Genomic DNA, 22918 nt, shown 5'->3' with positions numbered 1-22918 from the left:
AGACCTCCTTTTTAGAAGCGGAAATAGATGAATGGGTTAAACGTACTTGCAACAAGTGCTGATGTCGCCAAAAATAGTAGCAACATCGCATACCCATACTGCATCGTCGTACCAATTCTTCCGAGTGACACGACTAATCGCTCTCCGATGATTTTCGGAATCGGTGTCGCTGCGATACACGCGACAAGCAATAGAACACCATTTTGGACAAGCTGGTAGCTCGCGCGTTCATCCCAGATTACATCTGGTACGAACATCGCTTGAATGTAAGTAACGGCTTCTGGGAACGTCTCGGAACGGAAGAATACCCAACCGACCAACACGAGTACGAGTGTCCAAACGGTCGAGAAGACTGGCATTTTCTCCAACCATTTCCCGAGAAATGCTTTCTCGAGCATGATCCAGATTCCGTAATACGCTCCCCACGCGACAAACGTCCAACTCGCACCATGCCAAAGACCTGTCAGCATCCAGACAATTGCTAAGTTGCGATACTGTAACCATGGTGAGACACGATTTCCACCAAGCGGGATGTAGACATAATCCCGGAACCACGATCCAAGCGAAATATGCCAACGACGCCAAAATTCAGAAACTGACTTTGAAATGTAGGGATAGTTAAAATTCTCAAGAAAATGAAATCCGAACATCAAAGCTAGTCCAATCGCCATATCACTGTATCCCGAAAAATCGAAATAGATTTGTAAGGCGTAGGCGATGATGCCGATCCAAGCAAGCCCCATCGAAAGATCTTTCATATTGAAGATGGCATCCGCGACCTGACCACATCCATTGGCAAGAATCAGTTTTTTAGCTAAGCCGATCGTAAACCGACGAACCCCTCGGGCAAAATCGGAAACCGTCTCTTCTCGTGACTCGATTTGGCTCGCAATCGTGTTATAGCGAACGATCGGACCCGCGACGAGTTGGGGAAAGAACGCGATATAAAGGGCGAGGTCAAGCGGATTCTTTTGCACCGCTTCCTTCCCTTTGTAGATGTCGATGACATAACTCATCGCATGAAACGTATAGAACGAGATCCCGAGTGGCAAGACGACTTCTGGTACGAACCATCCTAATCCGAATGTCTCGTTGACTGAACGAACAAAAAATCCGCTGTACTTGAACCAGCCGAGTAACCCCAGATTGACTACGATCATGCTGAACATGATCCACTTGACGCCGATTCGGTGTCGATACAGATCGACAAACAAGGCGAAGAAGTAGTTGATTGTGACGCTCAGTAGCATCAGCAATGCAAAACGCGGTTCTCCGAATGCATAAAAGAATAGACTCGTCACTAATAACCAGCCATTTCGGAAGCGGCGTGGGAGTAGGTAATAGACGATCAACACAGTCGGTAAGAACAGAAATAAGAATATCGTCGAACTAAATAGCATACGTCGCTTCCTCCCCTGCCGTGACATGTTGCACAATCTGAATGTCCCGGAGATGGACCCGGAAGCTCCCCTCTTGCAAGAACTTCCATGCCACCTTGAAATACTTCGCTCCTGGTACTCGTTTCATCTGTACATGAACGACTGTCGCATTCGTCAATGTGACGGTTTCCGTTTCCGATCCCATCCGTTTTTTCTGTCCATATTGCATCTTGAATAACTGAACGACACATGGTGCATCGACTTCGAAATGACAGGTCACCTCGATGAGATCTCCTGTAATCGTTGCGTCTGATCGGTATAACTTTGAAGGCGGATGTTGAAATCCTTGATCAAACAACTGAATGTACAATTTGTCGTCTGCCGTCGCTTCTTGAAAATCAAAATAGACACCATCTGTAGCATCCTCAAGCAAGATTTTTTCCTGCGTTCCGAATGGAAAGAATTGATAAATCGCTGGAGGAATACGTTGACTCATACAGGTACCTCACTCATGATGGCATCGACGATTCGCTCCGCCGCTTGTCCATCGCCATAAGGATTCGCCGCTTGTGCCATCGATTGATAGAACACCTGATCCGTCAACAATTGATGACTCATCGTATAAATCATCTCTGGATTCGTCCCGACGAGCTTCAACGTTCCAGCTTCGACCCCTTCTGGACGCTCTGTCGTCTCCCGTAAGACAAGGACAGGCACGCCGAGCGAAGGTGCTTCCTCTTGAATCCCACCTGAGTCGGTCAGAATGAAGGATGCCCGAGCCGCAAGATTATGGAAGTCAAAGACATCAAGCGGTTCGATCAATTGAATCCGCGGATGATGCTCCAAGCGAGCTGCCGCTTCTAGTACGACCGGATTCGGATGAACCGGATAGACGATTTCGATTTCTGGATGATCATTTGCTAATCGTTCAATCGCCTCAAAAATCGTTGCCAGTTGTAAATGATTCTCACGGCGATGAACGGTCAGCAAGACAAGTTTTCGTCCCGACTTCTCTAGGCGCGAAAGGACAGGATGTGTATATGTCGGTGATACAGTCGTCTTCAACGCATCGATGACCGTATTACCGGTTACAATGATTGGCGTCTGCTTGTTCTCAGCACGTAAGTTCATTGCGGCCTGTTCAGTCGGTGCAAAATGATAATCCGCCAACACACCTGTCAATTGACGATTCATCTCTTCTGGGAACGGCGCATACTTTTCATATGTCCGTAGTCCTGCTTCCACATGACCGACTGGAATCTGTTGATAGAACGCCGCTAAAGAAGCAGCGAACGTCGTCGTCGTATCCCCATGGACAAGGACGAGATCCGGCTGTTCCTTTTCGAGGACGCGACGCATCGCGTTTAGGATACGCGCTGTCATTTCCTCTAACGTCTGACGCGGACGCATCAAATCCAAGTCATGGTCCGGTGTGATTTCGAACAGTTCAAGGACCTGATCGAGCATCTCTCGGTGCTGTGCAGTAACAACGACGATTGGTTCGACGTCCTGACGATTTTCAAGTGCTTTGACGACCGGCGCCATTTTGATCGCCTCTGGTCGTGTTCCGAATACAAGCATGACACGTTTCATTTACTTCATCCCCTATCTCATTTCATGACGATTGTTCAATCGTCTCGCCCATCATTTGCTGATCCACGGAACCAATCCGTTCCGTTCGTTTCTTAGCTACGTAATGGGAGGCTTGCTTTTTTGATAACTGTTTGTACCAATATAGATATTTATTGTATTCAGCCAACGTTTCGTTCGTCGGACCAAATAGACGTACTTCCCCGTATTCCAACCAAAGGATTTTTGTACAGAAACTCTTTACCTGGCTGAGCGAATGACTGACGAAAAAAATCGTTTTCCCTTGATCGCGGAATTCACGCATCTTATCGAGGCACTTTTCGGTAAACGTTTGGTCTCCGACTGAGAGTGCTTCGTCGATGATCAAGATATCTGGATTAATATGAATCGAGATCGCAAAACCAATCCGAGCTCGCATGCCGCTCGAATATGTCTTGACCGGCTGATCGATAAACTCCCCGATATCAGCGAACTCTAGAATTTCTGGAGTAATCGTCTCGATTTGTCGTTTCGTCAAGCCCATCATTAGCCCTTTTAATTCAATGTTATCTCGCCCTGTCAGTTGACTATTCAATCCACTAGAGATGGCAATCAATGCTGACTTTCCACCCAATGTGACCCGACCGTACGTCGGTGGTGTCACGTTAGCAAGCAGATGCGATAGTGTCGATTTCCCACTTCCGTTGATGCCAACGACACCGACGATTTCTCCCTCTTCCACAGAAAAGGAGACGTTCTTCAGAGCATAGAACGATTTTCCATTCACCTTACCGAACAACACTTCCTTTAGCTTGTCGATCGGTCGGGCATAGAGCATGTACCGTTTCGATACATTCTCAAACACGACATGACCCATCGTTCTCCCTCCTATACGTAATCGATGAAATAGCGTCGGAATCGAATGTGAATCGATGCTCCAACAAGTAAGATTGCGAGCGTCATACACCAGAAATACACGCCGTACCACATATGATCGAGCAGATAACCCGTTCCGATGAGTGCGGACCGATATCCCTCAATCAAATAAACGAGTGGGTTTAACATCAACAACATCTTAAATAACGAGTGATCTGGCGGAATCCACATGATTGGTGTTAAATACATCAGCATGCGAATCGCAGATGTCACCATGTTTTGCACATCTCGAATCATCGTCGCAAGTGCGGATAACAATAAGGAAACCGCATAGAGGAATACGACGCCCGCCGGTACGATATATAGGAGTTCAAACGTATGCCATCCCGGGAAGTAACCGAAGGCACACCCTAAAATGATCGTCAAAGCAATCATCGCGAGATGACGGTAGAATTGTGCCAAAATGACATACGCCGGAATCGTACTCAATGGAAAATGCATCTTCGAGACGAGGGCGACCCGACCATAAATCGACCGGGAACCACTTGGAATCGTACTGCCGATGAAGAACCAAGCAATCAATCCGCTGACGAGCCAAAAAACGAACGGAATTCCATCGACTGGATGCCCACCACGAATCCCGAAGCCGAATACGACCCAGTAGACACCGATTTGGAGTAGTGGCGTCATGATCTCCCAAAACCAACCCAGGTATTGCATGCTATATTGACTCTTTGTTTCATAAAGCGAGAGCCGAAAGATCAGATATAGATGATCCTTCAACTCTCCCCCAATCGTTCGTAACGCGTTCATATCGCTTTCGCATCCACTTCCGTCACGCGGTGCGTATGCAAATTACCGAAGTTCAGGACTTTGACAGCGTCGAGCTCATTGACGATCCCTTTCGTATCAAAGAGTAACGGTGTCCGCATGTAGTTTGCGAGACGACGTGAATCGAATTGTTTGAATTCATCGTGGTCGACTAAGACAAGCGCTAGGTCGGCGCCTTGAATCGCCTCCAGCTCATCGACGAGTTCGAAACGTGTCGAAATCGAGCGTTCGACGTGCGGATCACAGACAGCGACGTCAAGTCCACGGTCGAGTAATTGTTCAATGACTTCGACAGCTGGACTCTCGCGCATGTCGTCGACGTTTCCTTTATACGTGACACCAAAGACGGCGATTTTTGGACGGACACGCGAACCGACGAGACGAGCTGCTTGTTCGGCAACGAATTGTGGCATCTGAACGTTCGTTTGTCGTGCCGTATGAATGATGCGAGCAAGCGATGGGGCTTTTGCGACGATGAAGTACGGATCCACTGCGAGACAGTGACCACCCACTCCCGGTCCCGGATGATGCAAGTTCACCCGTGGGTGCATGTTCGCCATCTCAATCACATCTAAGACGTTGATCTCTAGCTGATGACATACTTGCGTCAATTCATTTGCGAGAGCAATGTTGACATCGCGGAACGTATTCTCCATCAACTTCGACATTTCGGCTGTCTTCGCATCTGTCCGGACGATTTCACCTTGAACGAATGTTTCGTAGACGGCAGCACCTGCCTCCGCACACGCTGGCGTCAATCCACCAACGATTCGGTTATTATGGATAAGTTCATGTAAGATTTGTCCTGGCAAGACACGCTCGGGACAATGGACGACATAAATGTCCTCACCGATCGTAAATCCAGCTGCTTCGATTAAGGGACGGACATGATCATCCATCGTTCGTGGCGCAATCGTCGATTCGACGATGACGACGTTCCCTTTTTCAAGGAAGGGTAGCATGTTGTTAACCGCTGAAATGACATATTTCAAATCACACGATTTATACGTATCGTTTAAGTTCGGCGTTGGAACGGCGATTAAAAAGACATCTGCTCGTTCTGGCGTAAGTGTCGCTCGGAATTTTCCGTTCGCGACGACTCGTTTGATGACATCCTCGAGTCCTGGTTCTTCAATATGAATCGTTCCCGTGTTCAGAAGATTGACGATTTGTGGATCGATGTCGACACCTACGACTTCCGTGCCATGATCCGCGAACATCGCAGAAGAAGGTAATCCAATATATCCTAGTCCGATTGTGCAAAGTTTCATTTTGTCATTCCTCCATCGAGTTAGTCATACTAGCCAACGAACGGTCTGTGGCTTGGCTGTAACTAGACCATAACGACATTTCCTTTGCTTTCCAATGCTTCTAACCATCTCTTAAACCATTCTTCACAGACCTTACATTTCCAGTGTTTTCTATCGTTTTTGTAAATCTTATGAAGCTTTCGCGAATCCTTCGTGTCTATTCGAATGAAACAAAACGACTCGTCAGGAATCCTCCTTCATTGCACGTGGATTTCCCTTCGAGTCGTTGACTATTTTTCTTATTTTGCGCTAGATTCCATGAAAATCGAGTCATAGACAGCAAGAAGTCGACCTTTTTCTTGCTCCCAGTTGTATTGTCTCCTTGCTACGCTTGCTCGTTCCTGCATCGCCCGTCGCAAGTTCTCATCCTTCACTAGACGATTGACCGCCTCGGCGATACTCTGCGGTGATTCGACATCGACGATTAATCCAACTCCTTCTGTTTCGACGACACGACGGATTTCTGGTAAGTCGGCCGCGATGACAGGAATCAACGCCGCCATGTATTCGAATAGTTTATTCGAAGAAGCGGAATAATGATTGAAGCAAACGTTCTGGAGGACTTGAAAGCCGACCGTCGCCGCTGCCGTGTAACTGGGTAGTTCAGCAAGTGGAACCTTATCAATGAAGCGGATACGAGACTTTTCCGATGATTGCGTAGCCAGTTGCATCAGTTTCCCCTTTAACTTTCCATCTCCAACGAAAATAAGTGTTCCTCGATCGATGAACGGCATCGCTTCAATGAGTCGCTCCAGTCCACGTCCTTCCTGGATCCCGCCCTGATACAACAAAATCGGCTCGTCTGGTACGAGTGCTAACTCTTCGCGTAACGGTCGCGGTTGCGGAACAATCGGTTCGTAAAACGGATAATTGTGCAAGACGGATGGTCGGGTTCCATATAATTTTTGATGATAATCTGCACGCGTGTCATTTTCAACGATCGTCTGGTCGACGAATCGAAGCAGCCAGCGTTCTAATTTCCCTTGCATGCTTCCGTATCCTGTCCGATCGGTTTGGACTTCATGCGAGTCATAGACGATTTGGGCACCACGCGCCGCCCCAATCGCTTGTGGTAACGTATTGACATCGTTCGCATGCATGACGTCATAATCATGCTTCCGGGCAGTACGTGTCATACGAAGAATGCCGAAACTGTTATATAGGGCGTAACGAATGAATCGACTTCGCATGAGTAAAAAGAGCACGAGCATCACGGGAATCAGCCATGGCGCAAGAAGCGCACCCATCAATCCGATCACAAGGGTCCGTTTTTTCCGTTTGCGAAAGAACGGGAGCCACCTCGCAAAAGGTGGCGTCCGGTCGATTCGAATGACGCGAAATCCAGACATCGGGTATTCGACTTCTGGAAGTGTTCCGTCATTTAAGCAGTATAGGTCTACGCGGTGTCCTGCTTCGACAAGTGCCGTACATTCACGTAAGACACGGGCATCATTCGTAAACGGATTCCAAACAAACATTCCAATGCGCTTCATTCTGCGACCGCCTTTCGTGACTGCGTTTGTTCGATGGCTTCAAACAAGCGTTGTTCATTTTGTTCCCAATCGAAATGGCGTTGGACGTAATTCACACCCGCCCGTCCCATCGCTGCACGTTTCTCTGGATTTCGTGATAACTCGAGAATATGATCAACGATCTCCTCTTTTTTCCGCTGGACAGACACATAACCGGCTCCTGCTTCTTCAATGACATGCGCCGCATGACCGGATACCGCACCGACGATGGCACAGCCCATCGCCATGTAGTCGATGATTTTGCCTGGTGTCACTGTATCGAACGCTGTACTCTCGACGAGTGTCGCAAAGGCGATGTCACTCTTCGCGAGTTGTTTCAACGCATCCCAGCGTGGCATCGCGTCAAGAAACTCGATATTCGTCAATCCACGTTCCTTGACGAGTCGTTCGAACGTTTGCTTGTGATAGCCGTAACCGACGACTTGAAAGCAGATATCCTGTTCTTGTTGAAGTTCCTGTGCGACGTCAAGCAACAAGAACACATCTTGTGCGAGTCCGATATTCCCTGTATACACGACGCGCACTTGTTCCGATACTTTTCGGCGTTTGATCAACCACTCATTTTCCTCGATGGAGTTCGGGATGTAATGAATTTTTTCCGGTGCAATGCCCCGCCCTTCAATATACGATCGAAACCCCTCACTGTTGATGACCAATTGATCGGCCTGACGATACATCCACTTTTCAAGCCAGTAGAGCGGAGTCAATAAGAGACGCGATTTCGTGATTCCGACGCCAATCAACGATTCCGGCCATAAGTCACGTACATCGAGAATCAAAGGAGCCTTTTTGACATGTTTCGCGACGACCCCAACGAGTCCCATGAAGATGGATGGCGTCGTCGCATAGATGTAGGCATAGGATTTCGGGTCATGCCGCACCTCTTTAATCGCGAGCACGAATTGTTCGACGAACAAGCGAAGACGTCGCCATAAATTATTCGTTGCCCGGACGTCACGCGGCTGAATACGGGTCACATGAGCCGTATCGAGGCTCGGTTCATCCCAGAACATCGAGTCCGTATAGAGTTCTGCCGTTGGATAGAGCGGTTCTGACGTTAGCACATGGACATCATTTCCCGCTTGTTCCATCCGCTTGAAGATATTCTTCATTCGGTTTGCCGCACTACCGATTTCTGGATAGAAATTTTGACAAATCATCAAGACGTTCATCGACGACTCCGGTGTTGTTTGAGTTGACGTCGGAACTTCCAGTAGCGGACGACGACTTTTCCGAGTTTTGAGCGCGCGAGTGAGCGGTATTTTGATTTCCATGATGCATTCGCCTCCAACAATTCCAGATTTGTCATCAGTGATCCTTCGAATCGATCAAGCAGTGCGGCATATTGTTCTTCAAGCATCTTGTATTGTTCATGCTGTTCCTGCAGTTGCTGTTCATGACGTAACGATTCTGCTCGAATATGCTCCAATTCTTCCGTTTGTTCTCCTAACCGTTGCACTTTCCGTTCTAGATTCTGTTGCTTGCGTTTTAAATCAAGGATCGTTGCCAGATGCAATCGTTCCACCTCTTCAAAGGCATCCTCGAGCCATTCGACTTCCGCTGGTAAAATTGCTCGACCCTCTCGAGGTTCCGGATAGACTTGGATCGTGACCCCGAGCCACTTATCAATCCGCTCGATCGTCTCGATTTTACCGAAGGGTGTCAACTGCTCAAGCAATTGATTTAAATAGTATGTCCGTTTATGATCCGCATAATCGTTTACTCCGAATGGGACTGTGATGACGAGTCGTCCTTCTGGTGCGATGAACGAGACGGCACGGGCGATAAAGCGCTCTGGCTCTCCGATATGTTCCAGTACTTCCGTCATCAAGACTGTATCGAATTGAATGTCAGGTGTGTATGTCATGACATTTGCTTCATGTAATTCCACCTTTTCTTTAACGGATGTTGGTTCCTCCAGTAAGGCTTGTTTGGCCTCGATGATTGCTTCCGGTAGTACATCGATTCCGACGACGTGTTTCCCTTCCCGTCCAAGTAAAATCGGAACGACTCCACCCGAACACCCGATATCTAAAATGTGCTCCCCTTTTGCTTGTCGAACGATCCAGTGAACACGTGCGCGAACTTTTTTACCGAATCCACCACCTAACTGATCGTAGTAGGCAGCTCGGATTTGATCCTTGGGGCGTGCTGTTTTCATCGATGCCGTCATTTCTGCACCTCCTCGAGTAATAAGTGTTGAAGTCGATCCGTCTCCTGTCGATCCGCAAGTTCTATGAACTGACGGATCAATGGGTTCGTCAACGTGATGGGTTCATAGAATCCGATGATTGTTCGCAACAATGCGACACTCGGTGCAAAATCCTTATCACTGCAGTAGCGTAATTTGACAAGATACCAATGCTCAAAGAAATGCTCGAATCGAGTTTCCTTGTATTCCTCTAGCACTCCATAACGAGCGAATTTCTCAGCACGTGCCCGCTCTCGGACGACACTTCGTTCGAAGAACTTCACCGTCAATGCATTCACGGTTGACCCCGCAACGGCTGCGTAGTAATAGTGGATAACTCGATTGACGAGTAAGACACGGTTCGCGCGAAGCATCAATTCTTGGAAGAACAAGGAGTCCTGACCAACCGCACCGATGACCTGTTCCAATTGATGTTCAAGCAAGAAGGTGCGACGGACGACGAGTGCTTGAATGCTTTGTACCGCAAACCGATGTTTCAATAGAAAAGCTTTCGGATCCTCACAAACCGTTCGTCCTTGTTTACGAATCGTCGGTAAGGCGATGATACTTGTCTTCTCGGCAAGCTTTTTCATATGCCCTGCCACAAAATCAAGTGATGGATCTTTTTCTAGTTCTTGAAGCAAAAAGGCATATCGATCACTGAGCACCTCGTTATCCGGATCAAGGAACGTCACGTAGTCAGCTCGTGCCATCTCGACTCCTTTGTTACGCGGACGTGAAGCACTACCGCTTCCACCTGTCTCAAAGAAATAGGTTCTGACATTTTCATGACGTCGTGCGAGACGCTCTACGGCTTGACGTGTCGCTCTGTCCGTCGATCCATCATCTACGAGTAAAATCTCTGACTCCATGAATCGATCCATCCGCGTGAGACTGGCGAAACATTTATACGTGAGGTGTTTTCCATTGTTATAGATTGGAACAACGACCGACAGTTGCGGAGTCTGATTCGTCGGAACTACCGTCTGCTCGTTCCACTCCAATTGATCAAGCAACAGTGTTTTTCCGTTCAGTTCATCTGCCTGGAACATGTCATATCCGATAGCTGACCGCCAAACAATCGCACCGTTTCGGCTACCGCTCATCTCTTGTACATGATACGGATACTCACTTCCTTTGCGAACGATGCTGGCATCACTGTATTTAAAACCATTCACAAGATCCTCTAGATAATACTCACCATAGGATTCCTGTCCATCCATCCAAGCAACGAGATCTGCTTGATTGTAAAGTTGCTCCGTTAATGCATCCACAGAAACGATTGCATCGGGTGTGAGACTTTGGCGATCGATTACGTTACGGATGTCTTCTCCGTCCTGAGCGACGACGACTAGTAAACGATGTTTTTGTGTCTCAGGTATGCGCCCGATGAACGCTAGAATCTGATCCATCCGCTCGAAGACCGTATGCCCCGTCATGACGGCACGAAGTCCTTCTGCTCGTAACCGTTCGATTTCTTCTTGCGACGTGCGCTCCACGATTGCCGTCGCCTCTTGTGCGTCATGCACGGTAAAAATATTCGGAAATTCATTATTGACGGCGATACTGTAATTCGACAGAATCAAATTCCCGAGTGCTTGTGATTCATAAACGCGACGGGCACACATCGTTTTGCTGTATTTGATGCTGTTCAAGTTCAAAACCCAGTCATAACATTTACTGACTTGTTGTAAGGCATCATAAGGAATCGCTGGTGCGACCCGTGATTGATAGCGCTCCGGAAACTGATAAGCTGGTAAGTCGAGATGATAATTTCGGTCCACGATATCGAGTTCGTGCGAGGATTGCATCACCCCATCAAATAACATTTCCGTATCTTTCACACGTTCCGGATATTTCGCCATCCAGCTACCGGCAAATAAGACGCCCTTCTTTCGGCTACGTGTCGCCCCGATTGGATTATGAATCAGTGGATTGACACCAAACGGCATCGCCATGATCCGATCGTGTCCACATAAGACACGGTATTCAGGAATCATCGCCTCATCTGAAGTCAGAACGTAATCCGCAGCTTGCGCCACGTCTTGAAAACGTTCATGATTGCTCGGATCTTCTGTCGATTGAAAAACGACTGGAATGCCTTTATCTCTCACTTCTTGCATCATCGCAAGTAATCGGTTTCGCTTCTTGGAATTCGGTGTGGCGACACCTTTCCAATCATCATTTTGGAGTCCTTTCCAAGACGAAATAACTAAAAATAGATCAATTGGGCGTTTGAAGACATCCTCAAACGTATCAGAATTAACGTAATGAAGATGAGCCGCATCTTCATAGTAGGCATACATGAATTCCGAACAGACGATGGCTATTTCGATTGATCGTTTTTCATAATAACGCGTCGTCGTCCGGATCGGTATATGTGAGACATCCAATTGATCTAGTAGTGACGCTTGGCTATTTTGTCGGTAACGTGTCGTCGTGTTATTAGAAGTTCGAACCGTCGGCAGTCGCAAGACGTCTAACTGACGGAGTTTTTCGAGTGCATCTTTACTTGCGGTCGTCGCGCTCGTCAGCCGTTTTTTCTCTTCGCGGACCCAGTTCAGTTGTTGCATGATTTGTCGTTTCCATTTTTGATCACTCACACGTAAACACCCTTCCTCTTTTCAACTCTTTCTTAGTCTACGGAAGCAGTTCAAAGGCTACTTGAAGGACTTGCAAGGTTTTTGTAAAGACTTCATGAAGCTTTTTTGGATTTTCCTTACATTCCAGTTCAGTCAACCTGTATTTCCTAGGAAATCGACCGCTTTCACTTTCTTGTCCGTGGAAGTCATTCACATGTTTTCAAAAACGAATCCTATGCACCCTGATTGTTTTGGATTTAAAAAACGGGGAAACATTACTACGTATTGATAAAAGGAGATGACTGGACATGTTAAACGAAAAAAATCATGATTTACCAGATGAAAAGGCAGACGTTGGTCTTCACCCGGATCCTGATCCAGCTGAGACATCCGATCCCGGAATCAAGCCTGCGGAAACACAACATCCGGATCCTGATCCTGAAGAGCTCGAGCGCGATCGAAAAGATTCATGAATCTTACGCCATTGAAAAAGAGGTTGCGGAAATGATTCCGCAACCTCTTTTGGCATATTTACTTCACTTTTACTAATAGTTTCCCCGTGTTCGACCCATCGAACAAGCCAAGGAAAGCATCTGGTACACGATCGAATCCTTCAAAGATCGTTTCTTCGTATTGTAACTTTCCTTCACTAACCCATTGACCGAGTTGCTCAGCCGCCTCCTTGAATCGTTTGCCATAATCGCCCACTAAGAAACCTTGCATGCGCGCACGCGCGATGATTAATTTCGATTGAACACGTGGACCGATGTCCTGTTGTGCGTTATATCCAGAAATGGCACCGCAGACTGGTACCCGCGCGAATGGATTGAGTCGATCAAGAACTGCATCACCGATTTCCCCACCGACGTTTTCAAAATAGACATCGATGCCGTCTGGACATGTCCGGTCTAACGCTTCCCGGATGTCTTCCGTTTTATAATTGATGACTTCATCAAAACCAAGATCTGCTTTCAAGTGTTGTAGCTTTTCGTCACTTCCTGCGATTCCGACGACACGTGCGCCTTTGATTTTAGCGATTTGACCAACGATCGATCCAACAGCCCCTGCTGCTGCCGATACGACGACCCTTTCCCCTGGTTGTGGATTCCCGATATCAAGCAATCCGAAATACGCTGTCATCCCTGTCATTCCGAGAACACCAAGTGCTGTTGAAATCGGTGCGATTTGCTCATCGATTTTACGAACGGTTTTCGCATCGACGACTACTTTTGTTGCCCAATCGAGCATCCCGACAACGACATCACCTGACTTGAGCCCTTCACTTTTAGACTCGATGACACGTGCTACGACACCTCCGTGAATCGGTTCATCAATCTCAAATGGTTGCGAATAAGAACGCGCATCGTTCATACGACCCCGCATATATGGATCGACCGAGATATAGAGTGACTCCAGTGCGACTTGTCCTTCCTTCAGCTCTGTTAACTCAAATGATTCATAGCGGAATGTTTCCCCTGTTGGTTTTCCGTTTGGTCGTGCTGCTAATACGATACGTTGTTCTGACATGATTCATGACCTCCTCATTCAATGTACTTCTTCACTGTAACAATTCCGTTTCTGAAAGACGAATCCTTTGCTTGTTTGGAATTTTCTAACTTTTTCTTGACGTCCTTCTGTTCTTACCGTAAGATAAAACACAATTCATAACTTTTATACTGTTATGCACAAAAGCATTACATAAGGAGAGGATTTGTATGGATTCATCTATTTTGCGTCAGCCACGTCAATTCGCTGTTCATGTTTTAAACGGACTCAGTATCGGAATTCTTGTTGCCCTCATTCCGGGAGCACTACTCGGTGAACTCGCTAAGGCGTTGTTGCCATACGTATCCGGAGCCCAGCATGTTTTAGATGCCACTACACTCGCGATGCGCCTTTTGCCGATGGTGATTGGTGTTGCCGTAGCCATGCAATTTAAAGTGACACCGATTGCGACCACGTCGATTGGACTCGCGACGGTCGTTGGCTCAGGCGTTGCAACTCGTGCAGATGCGACCTTCGTTTTCGTCGGCACGGGCGACGTCATCAATGCCGGACTGACGGCAGCTGTTGCGACGGCAATCGTCTTATTGATCGGTGAACGTTTCAAGACGTATACGGTGCTTATCATGCCAACGATTTTGATTGTCGGTGCCGGTGGGATTGGTGTTTTGACGTATCCGTTCGTGACACGGATCACGACAGCGATCGGACATGTCATCTCAGACTTTACGGCACTTCAACCCGTCTTAATGGGTATTCTGATTGCGATTACTTTTTCCGTACTGATCGTCTCTCCGCTTTCAACGGTCGGTATTGCGACCGCCATCAGTCTATCGGGTGTTGCCGCCGGAGCTGCAAATCTAGGCGTCTGTGCCGCTGGATTCGGTCTTGCGATTGCCGGGTGGCAAGCCAATTCGCGCGGAACGTCGATTGCTCATTTTCTTGGTTCTCCTAAAATCCAGATGGCGAACTTCATCCGTAATCCCTTGATGATTCTTCCTGTCATGTGTAGTGCTGCTATCCTTGGCGCACTAGCAGGAATGCTCGGCATCCAAGGTACACCGTTTAGTGCCGGCTTCGGAATGTCTGGATTAATCGGTCCGATCAATGCGTTACATCTGATGTCAGGAGGCTGGACATTGTTCAACATGACATTTGTTCTGGGATTATTCATCTTCTTGCCGGTCATCCTTTGTCTAGTGTTCCACCTGCTCTTCCGGAGATTCCGTCCATGGATGAGTGCAGAACCATACCGACTGGATTTCGAGTAAGTTCATCGTTATCGTTCTCTCATCACAAAAAAAGCCAAGCCGACCGTCTAAAAAATCGACGGATCGAGCTTGGCTTTTTGGTGCATTTATTTGATCACTGTCAGTAAGTCAAGCGGTGACTCGATGACATGGTCTGCCGAATCCCACTCGGATTGTGTCCCAAAACCGTACTGGCATAAAACGACCGGCATCTTTTCCTTACGAGCCGCTTCCACATCGGAAGACCGATCTCCGATCATCCAGTAGGACTCTTCCCCAAACTCCTCACGGTGCGCTCGTAAAATATCCGCCTTTTCTTTCCCGTTGACGGATTCTAAGCATTTCGGACTCGTGAAAAACGAACGAATGTCTTGACTATCCAGCACAAGGTTAAGATAGTGGTTGCCACAATTACTCGCTGTTGAAATGGTATGTCCTGCAGACACTAGCGCTTCTAATAAGGATCGAATTCCATCAAACAAGACATTCTGTTCTGCCATCGTCGCTTCTAGATGACCATGTCTTTTTTTACGAATCAACCGAATATCCTCTTCTGAGGCTTCCGGAATCGCCTTACGCCAAAAGGCACTTCCTGCTAAACCATAACTTGCTTGTACACTAGCTTTAGAAGGTTTTGGAAGATGCGGCATGTCCTCCATCGCTCGATGGATTGCTTCTGTCATCTGTTCCGTTGAATCGATCAATGTACCGTCAATATCGAATAAGATAATTGCCATGTTCCCACTCCTTTTAGATTTCTTTTTTTGCTTTTCTCTTTTTTTGAATCAAGTAGCCAACCGTAATCAACACACCTAAACCAATCCAAACTATTGGATGATTGAGATGGTGCAATTTTCGCCATTCATGCCCGACGGCTTTCCCGCCCCAAATGAAGATCGCCGACCAAAGGAAAAAGGAAATCGTCGTCACGACGGTAAATGTCCAGCGTGAAACACCAGTCAGACCGGCACCAATCGCAAATCCGATGCGCCACATCGGGGACAGAAGGAGAATATAGCGTCCCTTCGTCTCCATTTGTGTCTGAAACTGAAGCATTTTTGTTTCCGAAATCCGAAACCATTTGAATAAACGGTTCAATAACCGTTCACTCCCGAACTGACCAATCGTAAAGAAGAGGTTCTGACTAATGACGAAGCTCACTACAGCGAGGAACAACATGAATAGCAGATTCGCCTGTGCCGTGTGGACGAGATATCCGGCATACGCTAGCGGCACTTCGCTCGGTATGAATGGAAACATGAGCGTCATCATGATGCCAATATAACCGTATGACTCCATCCAGTGATGTCCCATCTTCGTCCCTCCTCCCCCTTTACCAACTATTTCTAGTGTATCGAACTTTCAAGAAGGCGTACAGGAAACGGCTCTTTTTACATCAGAAAGAGCGACTTCTCATAGTGAAGTCGCTCGGATCATCTATTTGATTAATACGCATCCTCACTTTGTACTGGTTGCGTACGGCGCTTTTGTTGTTCATCTTGCCAGTCACTGAAACGTGTCAATTCTTCAAAGACTGTTTTCGTGACGAAAAGGATGACCGCGATATCGTCTGCGAAACCAAATCCGAGTACGAAATCAGGTACGAGGTCAATCGGTGACACGAGGTAAATCAACGCTCCGATTACTTTTAAGATCGTCGTACGACGAATGTTGCGATATTCACCTGACTGGTACGCGCGAATCATATCGACGAATAACGTCAACGGTGAGAAGACGACGGACAAACGAGAGTTACTGTTTACCTTTGCAGTTGCTCGTTGTAACAACGAATTCGTCTTTTTCGGACGATCGATATAATCTTTTGCATCTTCGGCATATTGATTTTGTTGTTTTTCTAATTGTTGATTCGAGAATTTCATTCCTATTTTCCCCCATTCTAAAGTAACTTCAACGCTTTTCTATTTCCCTGTTCCTACGGATGATAATCCTGTCAGGTTTCAGGATATGATGGAACGGTAAAAAAGGGAGAGAAGCGTTACAGAAAGGATGATTTTTATGAATCATGTTAATCAAACCGTCATCATTACAGGAGCTGCGAATGGAATTGGTGCAGAACTCGCCCGCACCTATGCTGCGCATGGCGCAAATGTCGTTCTTGCTGATATCGATCAGATGACAGGAGACGAATTGGTCCAACAAATTGAAGAAGATGGTGGTACGGCTTACTTCTATCACCTCGATATCCAACATGAAAAAGACGTTCAACTGTTGATTGAAAAAGCGATTGAACATACTGGTCGCATCGACATTGTCATCAACAACGCTGGAATTATGATTCGAAAACCATTACTCGAATTATCGCTTGAGGAATGGGACCGAGTTCATCATACGAATCTGCGTAGCATCTTCTTGACAACTAAGGCGGCTACACCCTATTTGAAACAAAGTAAAAGTGGTGGTCGAATCATCAACCTTGCTTCGACCCGCGCCTTTATGTCGGAACCGCATACGGAATCCTATGCGTCGACGAAAGGTGGCATTTTTGCTCTGACCCATGCACTTGCTGTCTCACTTGGAGAAGACGGAATTCTCGTCAACGCGATTGCTCCTGGTTGGATTGAAACCGGTGACTATCAAGAATTATCACCTGAAGATCATAGTCAACATCCAGCTGGTCGCGTCGGAAAACCAAGTGATGTCGCTCGTGCGGCTCTCTATCTGACACACCCAGATAACGATTTCTTGACGGGCGAAACATTGGTCCTAGACGGTGGAATGACACGAAAGATGATTTATGAAGAATGATTCGTGCTGAGTGCCTTTCGGGGCACTTTTTCATTTCACAAAAACTATACTTATACCTTTTTCAAACATTAATAAACGTTCTATTTATATGATGTTACAAAAATATATCCTATGACATCATTCGGAAATCAATCAATCGTTCCTCAATTTTTCCTTCTATATCAACGATTCAAGCATGTCCTTTTACTTCTCTATCGTTATTTTCATAAATTCTTCATACTTTCTGCTAGTTTCTCTTGTATTTTTTTAAAAGAATTGTAAAGTGGATTTTTCGATTTTCTTGTTAGAGTGGGATAGGTAACACTTCACAAGGGAAAGGAATGACGCTTAGTTTATGAAACGACCTTTCGGAAAGTCACTCGGGCTATCGCTCATGACACTCACTTTACTCGCAAGTCCGCTCATGACGACAACTCCCGTCGACGCGGCAAGCTCATATAAAGAAAAGCAACAACAAAACCAGCAACAACAATCGAAGCAACGCGAGGCGTTGTCTCAAAAAAATAATCAATTATCTAAAGCACAGCAACAAGTCTACGCCCTGGATCAACAGATTAACGGGCTGACATTACAAGTCGTCGAAAATCAAAAGAAGATCGACGAAAACACGAAACAGATTGCTCGATTAGAAGATAAAATCGAAAAGTTACAAAAGAAAATCAAGAAGCAAGAAAAAATGCTCGGTGATCGCCTGGCAGTTCGTCAGTCTAAAGCCGATAATGCCCCGCTGCTTGAAGCCGTCTTCGGCGCAAAAGATGTCGGTGATATGATTAGCCGCTTCAATGCCTTCAATACGATTGCGGAAAGCGATGCTTCTTTGTTAAAAGATTACGAATCAAACAAAAAAGAACTGGCAGCTGCGAAAGAAGAATTGAAGCAGACACGCCAAGACTTGATTGAAGATCGTAATGTTTTAAAAAAGAAACAACGTGAACTGAAAGAAGAGAAACAAAAACGAACAGCCCTTTTGAAACGCTTGACGTCACAAAAGAAAAAAATAGAATCCAATATCCTCAGCCTGAAAGAGGCATCGGCCCAACTGAAGGCACAGGAAGCAGCTGAAAAAGCGGCAGCTCGTGCTGCAAAAGTAGCTGCCGCAAAAGCCGCGAAACAATCGGCAGCGCCAGCATCTGTTAGCAAGGCCAGTACGAAAGTCATCTCAAAAGCAAAAGGTAAATTCATCAAACCTGCTCAAGGCTCTGTTTCGCAAGGAATGGGTGCAGCAAGCGGAAGTAATGGTTATGCGTATCACAACGGAACAGACTTCGCTGGTCCACTCAACTCGCCAATCGTTGCGTCTGCAAGCGGAACAGTCATCTTAGCAAGTTCAGGTGGTCCTTACGGAAATCACGTCTATATCTCTCATAATATCGACGGGAAAACATATACGACCGTGTATGCTCATATGAATGCCTTAAACGTTAAACAGGGACAACAAGTCAAACAAGGACAGCAAATCGGTGTTCTCGGAAGCACCGGTAACTCAACTGGTCCACACTTGCATTTTGAAATCCACGATGGTGGATACCAGTATGATGCGAATGGACGGACGAATGAGCTCGATCCAGAAAGCTTCTTCTAATAAGTCTAATAAGTCGATTCAAGAAAAAGTGCACGCCTTCTCTTCCTGAGAAAGCGTGCACTTTTTGCTGTGTTCATTAAATTTTGAATTGATGTGTCTGACTGTCAAGCGACGTCGTCGTCGATTCGAGTTCTTGCATCAATTGATGAATCTGTTCGAACGATGCCTGTTGATCACGCATCGAAGCAGCAATTTCTTCGTTTCCGGCTGCAAGTTCTTCCATGACGCCACTGACTGTACTGACTTGACCAACGACATGACGGGCTTGTTGTTTCGAATGAACGAGTTGTTTCGTCACGTAATCGAGCGTTTCCGTCACACTTGCTACCTTTTGACGCGTCTCACCGAATGCTTCTTGAACGTGTGTGAAGTTCTCGACCTGATTCGTCTGCTCCCGCTCCGCTTGCACGAGTGCTTCTTGTAAGACAGCACCATCCTGACGAATCGAACGAACGAGTGAGAAGATTGAGCGCGTCGCCTCATTTGTCTCATCCGCTAACTTTTTAACTTCACTTGCTACGACGGCAAATCCACGACCGGCTTCCCCAGCCCGCGCCGCCTCGATGGCCGCATTAAGTGATAATAAATTCGTCTGTGCAGAAACTCCAGCGACGAGTTGCGCCATCTGTTCGATTTGTTGCGTCTGCTCTAAGAAACCTTCCAGTTTCTGACCAAGTTCGCGATTTTGTTCTGTTGATGCACGTAGTGATGCGGCCTGTTGTTCCATGATAGAACTACTTTGAACCATCACGTGATCGGCCGCCTGTCCTTCTGCATAAGCCGTTTGTGCACGTTGTTCACTCTCTTCAAAGAGCTGTTGCATATCGGACATCGTACTGACTGTCGTCTGGATATCGTCCGACACCGTTTGTGTCCCGCTCGCCATCTCATTGATCGCATGGGTCATGTTACCAGAAACTTCAACGATGTTCGCGTTCTCCGTCGTCGCTTCCGTACTCATCTGACGAATCGTATTCGACGAACGACTGATCGTTCCGATGACCTCATGCAATGTTCCTTGCATCTGCGCAACCGCTGTCTCGAGTCGACCAATCTCATCTTTTCGACCGGATACGACTAATTCCTGCGATAAGTCTCCGTCCGAAATCTGTTCTGCTGTCCGGACGACACGGCTGATCGGTCGCGTGATGCTACGTGCGAAGTACCAGTTGTATAACGCAAGACCAATCAGGAGAATGAATGTCGCAATCATGACGGTCCGCGTCAGGTTCAATGTCTCGTCTTTTGCTTCACGTTGTAAGACATCATAAAACTCTCCATTTTTCGTATGTAACGTATAGAGATCACTGAGCACACCTTCGATTCGTGCAGCGTGCGAGCGAATCTCAATCGGATTCATCGCGTCCGTCAGTTCCGTCCGTTTCGCAGCAAGCGTCTTATATTTCATATCCGCCCGGTTCAACTCTTCTTGAAATGCTGGAATCAAATACGTCTTTTGTAACTGGTTCAAGGCTTGTTCGTTCTTTTTGCTAAGTGCCTGTACTTGCTCCGCCTGACTTTCAGACGGTTGGCTTGCCAGTCGGTTCCATGCTGCCTGTTCATATAAGAGCTTCGTTTCAAGCTCTGAGATCTCAACGAGCTGTTTCCCGTAATCTTCGTTATAGGACTGAATTTGACGGAGTTGGAACAAAGTCCATCCCATCAAGATGACGACACTCAAAATCGTCACTAACGTGGAGAGTAAAAATCGTTTCCGTAACGTCATTGGATCGTCACCTTACCTTCGAGCACGTCTTGTTGTAGCTGCTCTAATTTTTTTCGTTCCCCGTCCGTAAAGTTCGTGTTTCGGATTGGAGCCAACTGGATTGCCCCTTCTTTGACACCCAGGACGACTTGTCCGGACTGTAGACCTTTCGCAGCCACATCTTGTCCGATTTTTGTGATCGCAAGATCAACTTGTTTTAGCATTGACGTCATGACAGCGTCAGGTGCGATCGGGGTCTGATCGCTATCGACACCGATCGCTTTTTTCCCCTTCGTTTGCGCTGCCTCAAGGACACCGCTTCCCGTCAACCCCGCTGCTGCGTATAACACGTCTGCCTTTTTCTGCATCATTTCGTTTGCGAGCGTCCGTCCCTTTTCAGGCGCTGCAAAGTCCTCTGCGTATTCGACGAGTACTTTTGTTTTTGGATTGACGGCTTTTGCGCCAGCTATGTATCCTTTTTCGAATTTTTCGATCAGAGGTGACTTCATCCCACCGACGAAACCAATCGTATTCGTCTTCGTTTGGATACCTGCAGCCGCACCCGCTAAATAGCTTCCTTCGTCCTCTTTGAACGTAACCGAGAGTACGTTCGGTAACGTCGATATAGCATCAATCAAGGCGAATTGTTGTTTCGGATATTTTTTAGCAACGGTCTCAAGATCCGTCTGTCCCATGAATCCGAGTCCGACGATGACGGTCGGCTTCTTCTTCGCTAACGCTTCGAATGCTACTTTATAGGTCTTCGTTTCGTTCAACTCTCGGTAATCGATTGACCAACCTTCCTTCTCGCGTAACAACGCCATACCGCTCATCGCCGCATCGCTGAATGATTGATCGCCAAGACCCACATCCGACAAGACGACTGCCATTTCCTTTCGTTCCTTGACTGCCCGTTCTGGATCATCGATGACACTGCCGCACCCTGCGAGGCTAAGTGTCGATGCCAGTATGATTCCACTCCACCGTTTCATTCATTCCACATCCTTCCGACATTCTACATCTGATTATCGGAAGCGATGTCTGACTTCTTAATACAAAATTTAAATTCAGAATAATTCCATAACAAAAAAATGCCCCTCAAAAAAAGAGGGACATTTGAGATATTCTTAGTAGTCGCTATCAGAAGTACCACCTGTAACGATTGCGATTCCTGCTGATGCGCCAATGCGCGATGCACCTGCATCGATCATTGCTTTTGCACCTTCGAAGTCACGAACGCCACCAGATGCTTTAACACCGATGTCAGGACCAACTGTCTCACGCATGAGACGGATGTCTTCGACAGTTGCACCACCTGTTGAGAAACCAGTCGATGTCTTCACGAAGTTAGCACCTGCTTTAACTGAAAGTTCAGCAGCTGTTTTGATTTCTTCTTTTGTAAGAAGGCAGTTTTCGAAGATGACTTTAACGAGTGTACCGTTTGCCGCTTCGACAACCGCACGAATGTCACGTTCTACTAACTCAAGATCGCCATCTTTTAATGCGCCGATGTTGAGAACCATATCGATTTCAGTTGCACCGTTTTGGATCGCATCCTTTGTTTCGAATGCTTTTACTTCTGGTGTGTTTGCTCCAAGTGGGAAGCCGATGACTGTACATACTTTGACGTCATCATCTGATTTTAAGAGTTCTGCTGCTAACGCGACGTATGTTGGGTTAACACAGACGCTTGCGAATTTGTATTCTAATGCTTCTTTACAGAGTGTTTCGATCTGAGCACGTGATGTTTCTGGCTTCAGTGCCGTATGGTCGATCATTCCTGCTAAATTCATGTTTGTTGTCCTCCTTAAGGGTATCCCTTAGACTCTGTTTTTATTCTAT

Annotated in this window: 20 protein-coding genes and 1 pseudogene; 4 read left to right on the top strand and 17 right to left on the bottom strand. The window is 46.8% G+C overall.

All coding sequences use genetic code 11. The features are described from left to right. Positions 1–11: 11 nt before the first annotated feature. The 10 genes and pseudogenes from N179_RS00790 to N179_RS00745 all read right to left on the bottom strand — a co-directional run bounded on the left by N179_RS00790 (position 12) and on the right by N179_RS00745 (position 12291). The gene (locus N179_RS00790) at positions 12–1400 is read right to left on the bottom strand and encodes an MBOAT family O-acyltransferase (protein ID WP_075642013.1); all 1389 of its coding nucleotides are present in this window, start codon (positions 1398–1400) and stop codon (positions 12–14) included. Continuing rightward, the gene (locus tag N179_RS00785) at positions 1390–1875 is read right to left on the bottom strand and encodes a hypothetical protein (protein ID WP_035398384.1); all 486 of its coding nucleotides are present in this window, start codon (positions 1873–1875) and stop codon (positions 1390–1392) included. The genes N179_RS00790 and N179_RS00785 overlap by 11 nt, the downstream gene beginning before the upstream one ends. Continuing rightward, positions 1872–2972: a non-hydrolyzing UDP-N-acetylglucosamine 2-epimerase gene (wecB, locus tag N179_RS00780; RefSeq protein ID WP_023467472.1), complete on the bottom strand. Its 1101-nt coding sequence runs from the start codon at positions 2970–2972 to the stop codon at positions 1872–1874. The genes N179_RS00785 and wecB overlap by 4 nt, the downstream gene beginning before the upstream one ends. A 112-nt stretch (positions 2973–3084) precedes the next feature. Then, a pseudogene (tagH, locus tag N179_RS00775) lies at positions 3085–3825 on the bottom strand (teichoic acids export ABC transporter ATP-binding subunit TagH); the annotation flags it as partial. A gap of 11 nt (positions 3826–3836) precedes the next feature. Continuing rightward, entirely contained in the window at positions 3837–4637 is an 801-nt protein-coding gene (locus N179_RS00770; RefSeq protein WP_023467468.1) for an ABC transporter permease, read from the bottom strand. Further along, complete coding sequence (locus tag N179_RS00765; protein WP_023467466.1) at positions 4634–5926, bottom strand: nucleotide sugar dehydrogenase; 1293 nt, start codon at positions 5924–5926, stop codon at positions 4634–4636. The genes N179_RS00770 and N179_RS00765 overlap by 4 nt, the downstream gene beginning before the upstream one ends. 278 nt (positions 5927–6204) lie before the next feature. Beyond that, positions 6205–7458, bottom strand: a complete 1254-nt coding sequence (locus N179_RS00760) for a glycosyltransferase family 4 protein (protein WP_035398386.1) — start codon at positions 7456–7458, stop codon at positions 6205–6207. After that, positions 7455–8771 carry a glycosyltransferase family 4 protein gene (locus N179_RS00755; RefSeq protein ID WP_244150194.1) on the bottom strand — a complete coding sequence of 439 codons (1317 nt, stop codon included), beginning with the start codon at positions 8769–8771 and terminating at the stop codon, positions 7455–7457. The genes N179_RS00760 and N179_RS00755 overlap by 4 nt, the downstream gene beginning before the upstream one ends. Further along, positions 8666–9670: a class I SAM-dependent methyltransferase gene (locus N179_RS00750; RefSeq protein ID WP_075642011.1), complete on the bottom strand. Its 1005-nt coding sequence runs from the start codon at positions 9668–9670 to the stop codon at positions 8666–8668. Before N179_RS00750 ends, N179_RS00755 begins: the two co-directional genes overlap by 106 nt. Continuing rightward, the gene (locus N179_RS00745; protein ID WP_023467460.1) at positions 9667–12291 is read right to left on the bottom strand and encodes a glycosyltransferase; all 2625 of its coding nucleotides are present in this window, start codon (positions 12289–12291) and stop codon (positions 9667–9669) included. The genes N179_RS00750 and N179_RS00745 overlap by 4 nt, the downstream gene beginning before the upstream one ends. A gap of 287 nt (positions 12292–12578) precedes the next feature. On the opposite strand from N179_RS00745, the gene N179_RS17015 reads away from it, so the two are divergent. Continuing rightward, positions 12579–12743 carry a hypothetical protein gene (locus tag N179_RS17015; protein ID WP_023467459.1) on the top strand — a complete coding sequence of 55 codons (165 nt, stop codon included), beginning with the start codon at positions 12579–12581 and terminating at the stop codon, positions 12741–12743. Between the two features lie 58 nt (positions 12744–12801). Here the strand turns inward: N179_RS17015 and N179_RS00740 are convergent, their stop codons facing one another. After that, complete coding sequence (locus N179_RS00740; RefSeq protein ID WP_075642010.1) at positions 12802–13797, bottom strand: NADP-dependent oxidoreductase; 996 nt, start codon at positions 13795–13797, stop codon at positions 12802–12804. Between the two features lie 188 nt (positions 13798–13985). Here N179_RS00740 and N179_RS00735 point away from each other — a divergent pair, with 188 nt between their 5' ends. Then, the gene (locus N179_RS00735) at positions 13986–15044 is read left to right on the top strand and encodes a PTS sugar transporter subunit IIC (protein ID WP_075642009.1); all 1059 of its coding nucleotides are present in this window, start codon (positions 13986–13988) and stop codon (positions 15042–15044) included. A gap of 86 nt (positions 15045–15130) precedes the next feature. Here the strand turns inward: N179_RS00735 and N179_RS00730 are convergent, their stop codons facing one another. The 3 genes from N179_RS00730 to N179_RS00720 form a co-directional block, all read right to left on the bottom strand. After that, a complete protein-coding gene (locus tag N179_RS00730) occupies positions 15131–15760 on the bottom strand; it encodes an HAD family hydrolase (protein WP_035398397.1) in 630 nt (209 codons plus the stop codon). Positions 15761–15773: 13 nt separating this feature from the next. After that, a complete protein-coding gene (locus N179_RS00725) occupies positions 15774–16337 on the bottom strand; it encodes a DedA family protein (protein ID WP_035398399.1) in 564 nt (187 codons plus the stop codon). A gap of 131 nt (positions 16338–16468) precedes the next feature. Beyond that, positions 16469–16903: a YkvA family protein gene (locus N179_RS00720; protein WP_023467454.1), complete on the bottom strand. Its 435-nt coding sequence runs from the start codon at positions 16901–16903 to the stop codon at positions 16469–16471. 136 nt (positions 16904–17039) lie between these two features. Here N179_RS00720 and N179_RS00715 point away from each other — a divergent pair, with 136 nt between their 5' ends. Beyond that, complete coding sequence (locus tag N179_RS00715) at positions 17040–17789, top strand: SDR family NAD(P)-dependent oxidoreductase (protein ID WP_023467453.1); 750 nt, start codon at positions 17040–17042, stop codon at positions 17787–17789. A 334-nt stretch (positions 17790–18123) separates the two neighbouring features. Further along, positions 18124–19371 carry a murein hydrolase activator EnvC family protein gene (locus tag N179_RS00710; RefSeq protein WP_023467452.1) on the top strand — a complete coding sequence of 416 codons (1248 nt, stop codon included), beginning with the start codon at positions 18124–18126 and terminating at the stop codon, positions 19369–19371. 76 nt (positions 19372–19447) lie between these two features. Here N179_RS00710 and N179_RS00705 read toward each other — a convergent pair whose 3' ends face one another. The 3 genes from N179_RS00705 to deoC all read right to left on the bottom strand — a co-directional run bounded on the left by N179_RS00705 (position 19448) and on the right by deoC (position 22869). After that, positions 19448–21097: a methyl-accepting chemotaxis protein gene (locus N179_RS00705; protein ID WP_023467451.1), complete on the bottom strand. Its 1650-nt coding sequence runs from the start codon at positions 21095–21097 to the stop codon at positions 19448–19450. Then, positions 21094–22068: a BMP family lipoprotein gene (locus N179_RS00700; protein ID WP_075642008.1), complete on the bottom strand. Its 975-nt coding sequence runs from the start codon at positions 22066–22068 to the stop codon at positions 21094–21096. The genes N179_RS00705 and N179_RS00700 overlap by 4 nt, the downstream gene beginning before the upstream one ends. A 135-nt stretch (positions 22069–22203) precedes the next feature. After that, the gene (gene deoC / locus N179_RS00695; protein WP_023467449.1) at positions 22204–22869 is read right to left on the bottom strand and encodes a deoxyribose-phosphate aldolase; all 666 of its coding nucleotides are present in this window, start codon (positions 22867–22869) and stop codon (positions 22204–22206) included. Positions 22870–22918: the final 49 nt, after the last annotated feature.

It is taken from the genome of Exiguobacterium indicum HHS 31 (assembly GCF_001939065.1).
GTDB lineage: Bacteria > Bacillota > Bacilli > Exiguobacteriales > Exiguobacteriaceae > Exiguobacterium_A > Exiguobacterium_A indicum.
The sequence above is the reverse complement of the archived record's forward strand: the minus strand, read 5'-3'. Positions and strand labels throughout refer to the sequence as shown.